General features: G+C 72.5%; 8 protein-coding genes and 1 pseudogene. 3 read left to right on the top strand and 6 right to left on the bottom strand.

Going from position 1 to position 5961, the window contains the following annotated elements:
- The 3 genes and pseudogenes from VIU94_RS43680 to sigE form a co-directional block, all read right to left on the bottom strand.
- Window positions 1-234 (bottom strand): annotated as a pseudogene (locus VIU94_RS43680) (protease); the annotation flags it as partial.
- Between the two features lie 75 nt (window positions 235-309).
- Window positions 310-1170 (bottom strand): anti-sigma factor family protein, encoded by an 861-nt coding sequence (locus VIU94_RS43675; RefSeq protein WP_331921125.1) that lies wholly within the window; start codon window positions 1168-1170, stop codon window positions 310-312.
- Window positions 1167-1925, bottom strand: coding sequence for an RNA polymerase sigma factor SigE (gene sigE, locus VIU94_RS43670; protein WP_318103236.1), 759 nt, complete (start codon window positions 1923-1925; stop codon window positions 1167-1169). Before sigE ends, VIU94_RS43675 begins: the two co-directional genes overlap by 4 nt.
- A 164-nt stretch (window positions 1926-2089) precedes the next feature.
- On the opposite strand from sigE, the gene VIU94_RS43665 reads away from it, so the two are divergent.
- The gene (locus tag VIU94_RS43665; RefSeq protein ID WP_331921123.1) at window positions 2090-2755 is read left to right on the top strand and encodes an O-methyltransferase; all 666 of its coding nucleotides are present in this window, start codon (window positions 2090-2092) and stop codon (window positions 2753-2755) included.
- A 172-nt stretch (window positions 2756-2927) separates the two neighbouring features.
- Here VIU94_RS43665 and VIU94_RS43660 read toward each other — a convergent pair whose 3' ends face one another.
- Window positions 2928-3095, bottom strand: a complete 168-nt coding sequence (locus tag VIU94_RS43660; RefSeq protein WP_003966491.1) for a DUF3117 domain-containing protein — start codon at window positions 3093-3095, stop codon at window positions 2928-2930.
- Between the two features lie 308 nt (window positions 3096-3403).
- On the opposite strand from VIU94_RS43660, the gene chcB reads away from it, so the two are divergent.
- Window positions 3404-4204 carry a 2-cyclohexenylcarbonyl CoA isomerase gene (chcB, locus tag VIU94_RS43655; protein WP_331921121.1) on the top strand — a complete coding sequence of 267 codons (801 nt, stop codon included), beginning with the start codon at window positions 3404-3406 and terminating at the stop codon, window positions 4202-4204.
- Window positions 4205-4253: 49 nt separating this feature from the next.
- On the opposite strand, the gene VIU94_RS43650 is transcribed toward chcB, so the two are convergent.
- Together VIU94_RS43650 and VIU94_RS43645 are read right to left on the bottom strand one after the other, a co-directional pair.
- On the bottom strand, window positions 4254-4832 hold the full coding sequence (locus VIU94_RS43650) for a DNA-3-methyladenine glycosylase I (protein WP_331921119.1): 579 nt from the start codon (window positions 4830-4832) through the stop codon (window positions 4254-4256).
- Window positions 4829-5179 (bottom strand): hypothetical protein, encoded by a 351-nt coding sequence (locus VIU94_RS43645; RefSeq protein ID WP_331921117.1) that lies wholly within the window; start codon window positions 5177-5179, stop codon window positions 4829-4831. Before VIU94_RS43645 ends, VIU94_RS43650 begins: the two co-directional genes overlap by 4 nt.
- Before the next feature lie 102 nt (window positions 5180-5281).
- Here VIU94_RS43645 and folP point away from each other — a divergent pair.
- Window positions 5282-5961: dihydropteroate synthase (gene folP / locus VIU94_RS43640; protein WP_331921115.1), on the top strand; the 680-nt coding region annotated here is incomplete at its 3' end.

Genomic DNA, 5961 nt, shown 5'->3' with positions numbered 1-5961 from the left:
CTCCGTGGCCGGGGCGGCGGCCGGGGCCGCCAGGGTGAAGTCGCCGTCGGCGTCGGCCGGGGCTGCCGCCGGGGCCCGCTCGGGCTCCGGCGCCGTCCCGAGCGCCTCGGGCTCGGGCGCGGACTCCGACACCGGTTCCGGTATCGCGGGGTCCGGCCCGGCCCCCGGCTCGGGCGTGCTCGCCGGTCGGCTCCACCACTTCGGCTTCCGGCCGGTGGTCTTCCCGTCTTCCATGCTCTCCCCGTAACAGCTGTCCTGTCCGCGCCCGTCGCAGCGGGAACCCCTGACGAGGATTCAATCAGGTCCCGGTCAACGCGGGGACGGGAGCGGGTCGCTCGGCTGGGTCGGAGCGGTCAGCAGGGTCGGCTGTGGGGTCAGCGTCGGGGGGAAGGCGGGGGTGAACGCCGCCGACTGGAGCGCGGACCCGGTGGGCCGTATCAGCGGGGACAGCGCGAGCAGCGGGGTGACCGGGGCCTGGAGCTGGACGGTCCTGGCCGCGTTCAGCCTGGCCGCGTTGAGCATGGCCGGGGTCGGCCGCTCCGCGGATCGGGCGCTGCGATTCGTCGGGGTGCCCACCGCGCCTTCGCCGACCGTGCCCTGGGCGTTCGCCCGGAGCGGGGTCACCGAGGCGCCCGTACCCTCGCCGCGCGCGTTGGCCTCGACCGCGGCCTCCAGCGGCAGCGCGCCGCCGAGGGCGATCGCCGCGAAGGACACCGCGCTGGCCGCCGCGAAGGCGAACCGGCGGCCGCGCCACGGGGAGCGGTCCTGGCTGGGCCGACCGACCTCGTGGATCCGGAAGCCGGAGTGCGGATCGATGGCCGCGGCGGTGGCGAAGCCGTCCGACCGGACGTCGCGCACGCCGAAGACCCCGTCGACTGCGTCGAAGGGCCCACGGCCCCCGCCGTCACCTCCCGGATCGCCCGGTCCCCCGGGCAGTCCTTGAAGGCGCGCGAGCAGCCCCTCGGAGGGCGGCGGCGGCGCGGCCTGCGCGAACACGTTCTTGAGGCTGCGCTGGGCGTCGGCCTCGGCCTTGCACTTGGGACAGGTCGCGAGATGGGCGAGCACCCGCTCGCGGGCGTCATGACCGAGCTCGCCGTCGACAAGCGCGGCGAGCCGGTCCCCGAGGTGGTGCTCCACGGGGGTGGGACCGGACGGACTGGTGCTGCTCACGCGGTTCCGCCCTCCCAGCCGACGGCCGCGTACGCACGCTCCGCCCGGGCCTCGGGCGAGCGGTGCTGCAGGGCCTTGCGCAGATGGGACCGGCCGCGGTGGATGCGGCTGCGGACGGTGCCGAGCTTCACGCCGAGGGTCGCGGCGATCTCCTCGTACGAGAGCCCCTCGATGTCACAGAGGACGACCGCGGCCCGGAACTCGGGCGCGAGGGTGTCCAGGGCCTGCTGGACGTCCGCGTCGAAGTGGGTGTCGTTGAACGCCTGCTGCGGGGACGGCTCGCGGCTGGGCAGCCGCTCCGCCGCGTCGTCGCCGAGCGCGTCGAACCGGATCCGCTGCTTGCGGCGGACCATGTCCAGGAACAGGTTGGTGGTGATGCGGTGCAGCCAGCCCTCGAAGGTGCCCGGCGTGTAGGTCGACAGCGAGCGGAAGACCCGGACGAAGACCTCCTGCGTGAGGTCCTCCGCGTCGTGCTGGTTGCCCGTGAGGCGGTAGGCGAGACGGTAGACCCGGCCACTGTGAGTGCTGACGATCTCCTCCCAGGTGGGCGGAGTCCACGCCTGCGATTCCGCGTCCGTGGCGAAGGTCGCGGTGGTGGGTGCGGAGTCGGCGGTGCGGAAACGGTCAGCGGTGTCGGTCACGGATTTCGGCTCACCCGCCGACCTGAGAAGACGCCGAAGCACTCCTCCCCGATCCACAGGCGCAGCCGCACCTCCCCTGTCGGCTCTGGTGGTGTCCAGTGGAGCCCCTACCATAGCCACCTCGCCCGTTAGCTCCGGATAAGAATCTTTACGCGAATTTGGGACCGGCTCGCGGGCCACCGCGTGTCGCGTCATCCGCTTCCCCCGTTCTCTCCCCTGCCCCTTATCAACGCCCGGTCCCATCTGCGGGTTCCCGGGCGCAGCGGATACAGTCACCGTTGCGCCAACTACGGGGACAGGAGAGGGCCATTACCGCCAACCGGCAGACGAGCTGGGCGTTCGCCGACGCCTTTGTCGCCGAGGACGAAGCGCTGCGCTGGGCCCGTGAGCGGGCCCGGGAGGCAGGGCTGCCCTCGGTGTCGCCGGGCACCGGCGCCGCGCTGCGGCTGCTGGCCGCCACGGCGGACGCGAAGGCGGTGGCCGAGATCGGTACCGGGACGGGCGTGTCGGGGATCTACCTGCTGCACGGGATGCGGCCGGACGGCGTCCTGACCACGGTGGACCTGGAGCCGGAGCGGCAGCAGTTCGCGAAGACGGCCTTCCGGGCGGCGGGCTTCGCCGGGAACCGGGCGCGGTTCATCCCCGGCCGCGCGCTGGACGTCCTGCCGCGGCTCGCGGACGGCGGATACGACCTGGTGTTCTGCGACGGCGACCGGCTGGAGTGCCTGGACTACCTCGCTGAATCGTTGCGCCTGCTGCGTCCGGGCGGGCTTGTCTGCTTCGAGGGCATGTTCGCGGACGGCCGGACGGTGGACTCGGCGGCCCAGCCGGCCGAGGTGCTGCGCGTCCGCGAGCTGCTGCGCGCGATACGCGAGAGCCAGGAGATGCTGCCCTCGCTACTGCCGGTGGGCGACGGCCTGCTGTGCGCGGTACGCCGCCCGTAACCGCGAGGCCGCGGCGTCCGTGAGCCTGGGCCCACTCGGCCCACTCAGACCTCTGGGACCCCTGCGCCCCCGGCGACCTCTGGGACCACTGCACCCCCGGCCGTGAGACGCCACTGCCCCGGTGCGGTGGAGACCGTACCGGGGCAGTGGGAAAACGTGGGTGCCTGTCGCGTCAGCCGACGACCTTCTTCAGTGCGTCGCCGAGCGCGTCGGCCTCGTCCGGGGTCAGCTCGACGACAAGCCGACCGCCGCCTTCGAGCGGAACGCGCATGACGATGCCCCGCCCCTCCTTGGTCACCTCGAGCGGGCCGTCACCCGTTCGCGGCTTCATGGCCGCCATGCTCGTTCCCCTTCCTGAAACCAGCTCATCGTCAGCCGACGGCCCCGGTAGGGAGCACGCGTCACCGGCATCGAACACATTGCTTCCAGGTCATTATCCCGCATCGACAGACCCGATGACCAACATCGGATGGCATCGCTTGCGCAACGCGCTCTCGCAAAACCGTCCATTTCGGCGATCGGCCTGCGATACTTCGCCGCCGCGGCTCCGGAAGAGACCTCAGAATCTTTGACGCAGGTCACATGTGCGGACCCGGGGAACTCCGCCATGCTGGACGGATCAACGATCAGTGGGCGAAGGGATCTGTCATGGCCGACACCGTGCTGTACGAGGTGAGCGACGGGCTCGCCACGATCACGCTCAACCGGCCCGAGGCCATGAACGCGATGAACGTGGCGGCGAAGGTCGCACTCCGGGACGCGGCGGAGGCGGCCGCGGCAGACCCTGCCGTACGGGCGGTGCTGCTGACGGCCACGGGCAAGGCCTTCTGCGTAGGCCAGGACCTCAAGGAGCACGTCGGCCTGCTCCTGGCGGACAAGGAGTCCGGCTCCCAGGACACGATGAACACGGTCCGCGACCACTACAACCCGATCGTCAAGGCGCTCACCGGCATGCAGAAGCCCGTGGTCGCGGGCGTGAACGGCGTCGCGGCGGGCGCGGGCTTCGGCTTCGCGCTGGCGGCGGACTACCGGGTGGTCGCGGACACGGCCGCGTTCAACACGTCGTTCGCCGGTGTGGCGCTGACGGCCGACTCCGGCATGTCCTGGACGCTGCCGCGGCTGATCGGCGCGAGCCGGGCGTCGGACCTGCTGCTCTTCCCGCGCTCGATCAAGGCCCAGGAGGCGTACGAGCTGGGCATCGCCAACCGCGTCGTGCCCGCGGCCGACCTCGCCGCCGAGGCAGCCTCGGTGGCCCGCGCCCTGGCCGACGGCCCGACGGTGGCCTACGCGGCCCTCAAGGAGTCCCTGGCGTACGGCGCGGACCACTCCCTCGCCGAGGCCCTGGAGAAGGAGGACGAACTCCAGACGAAGGCCGGCGCCTCGGAGGACCACACGATCGCGGTGCAGGCGTTCATCGCCAAGGAGAAGCCGAAGTACCTGGGTCGCTGAGCAGGCACGACGCCCACCCCGCCAGCGGGGTGGGCGTTCTGGTCTCCGGTCAGCGCATCTCGCAGTCGTGCAGGTGGTCGTTGACCAGGCCGCAGGCCTGCATCAGGGCGTAGGCGGTGGTGGGGCCGACGAAGCGGACGCCGCGCTTCTTGAGGGCCTTGGAGAGGGCGAGCGACTCGTCGGTGACCGCCGGGACGTCGGCCAGGGTGCGGGGAGCCGGGCGGGTGGCGGGGTCCGGGGCGTGGGACCAGATCAGCTCCTCCAGCTCGCCGGGGGCCCAGTCGGCAAGGAGCCGGCCGTTCGCCATCGTCGCGTCGATCTTCGCCCGGTTGCGGATGATCCCCTCGTCCGCGAGCAGCCGCTCCCGGTCCGCGTCGGTGAACCGGGCCACCTCGGCGATGCGGAAGCCCGCGAAGGCCTTACGGAAGCCCTCGCGCCGCCGCAGGATCGTGATCCACGACAGGCCGGACTGGAACGCCTCCAGGCACAGCCGCTCGAACAGCGCGTCGTCGCCGTGGACCGGCTTGCCCCACTCCTCGTCGTGGTACGCGACGTAGTCCTCGGCCGACAGGCCCCAGGGGCAGCGCAGCCGGCCGTCCGGCCCCGCGATCGCCGTTCCGTCGGTCATGACGCGTCCTCCTCGCCGGGCTTCTTGAACAGGTCCGGCCGGGCCACCGCCGCCTGCGCACCCGCAAGGGCCGCCTCCAGCTCCGCGATCCGCGCGTCCCGCTCGGCCAGCTCCGCGCCGAGCCGCGCCAGCACGTCGTCAACGTCCGCCATCCGGTAGCCGCGCGCCGCCACCGGCAGCCGCAGCGCCTCGATGTCCGCACGGCCGACCGGGCGCGCGGCTGGCAGCGGATCCACCAGCCCCTCCGGCTCGGCCTCGGGCAGCACCTCGCCGTCGCCGCCGCCGACCACCGCCAGGGTGACCGCCGCGACGACCACGACCATCGCGATCAGCAAGAACCAGAACACAGCGCGCCTCTCCCCTGCGTGGAATTCATCCCGTGTCGATCGTGCCATGCGGCACCGACAGTTAAGGTCGCAGGCGAACGGACGCGAGGGAGGACAAAAGGGATGCTGCGCTTGGGACGGCGTGAATTCGGGCCGCACGAACCGGTGATCATGGCGATCGTCAACCGGACCCCGGATTCCTTCTACGACCAGGGCGCGACCTTCCGCGACGAGCCCGCCCTCGCCCGGGTCGAGCAGGCCGTGACCGAGGGCGCCGCGATCATCGACATCGGCGGAGTCAAGGCCGGCCCGGGCGAGGAGGTGAGCGCCGAGGAGGAGGCCCGCCGCACGGTCGGCTTCGTCGCCGAGGTGCGCCGGCGCCACCCCGACGTCGTCATCAGCGTCGACACCTGGCGGCACGACGTCGGCGCGGCGGTCTGCGAGGCCGGCGCGGACGTCCTGAACGACGCGTGGGGCGGCGTCGACCCGAAGCTGGCGGAGGTCGCCGCGCGGTACGGCGCGGGGCTGGTCTGCACGCACGCCGGCGGCGCGGAGCCGCGCACCCGGCCGCATCGCGTCGAGTACGAGGACGTCATGGCCGACATCCTGCGGGTGACGGTCGGGCTCGCGGAGCGGGCGGTCGAGCTCGGCGTGCGGCGCGACGGGATCATGATCGACCCCGGTCACGACTTCGGGAAGAACACCCGGCACAGCCTGGAGGCGACGCGGCGGCTCGGGGAGATGACGGAGACGGGGTGGCCGGTTCTGGTGTCGCTGTCCAACAAGGACTTCGTGGGGGAGAC

Source organism: Streptomyces sp. (genome assembly GCF_036566765.1).
GTDB lineage: Bacteria > Actinomycetota > Actinomycetes > Streptomycetales > Streptomycetaceae > Streptomyces.
The sequence above is the reverse complement of the archived record's forward strand: the minus strand, read 5'-3'. Positions and strand labels throughout refer to the sequence as shown.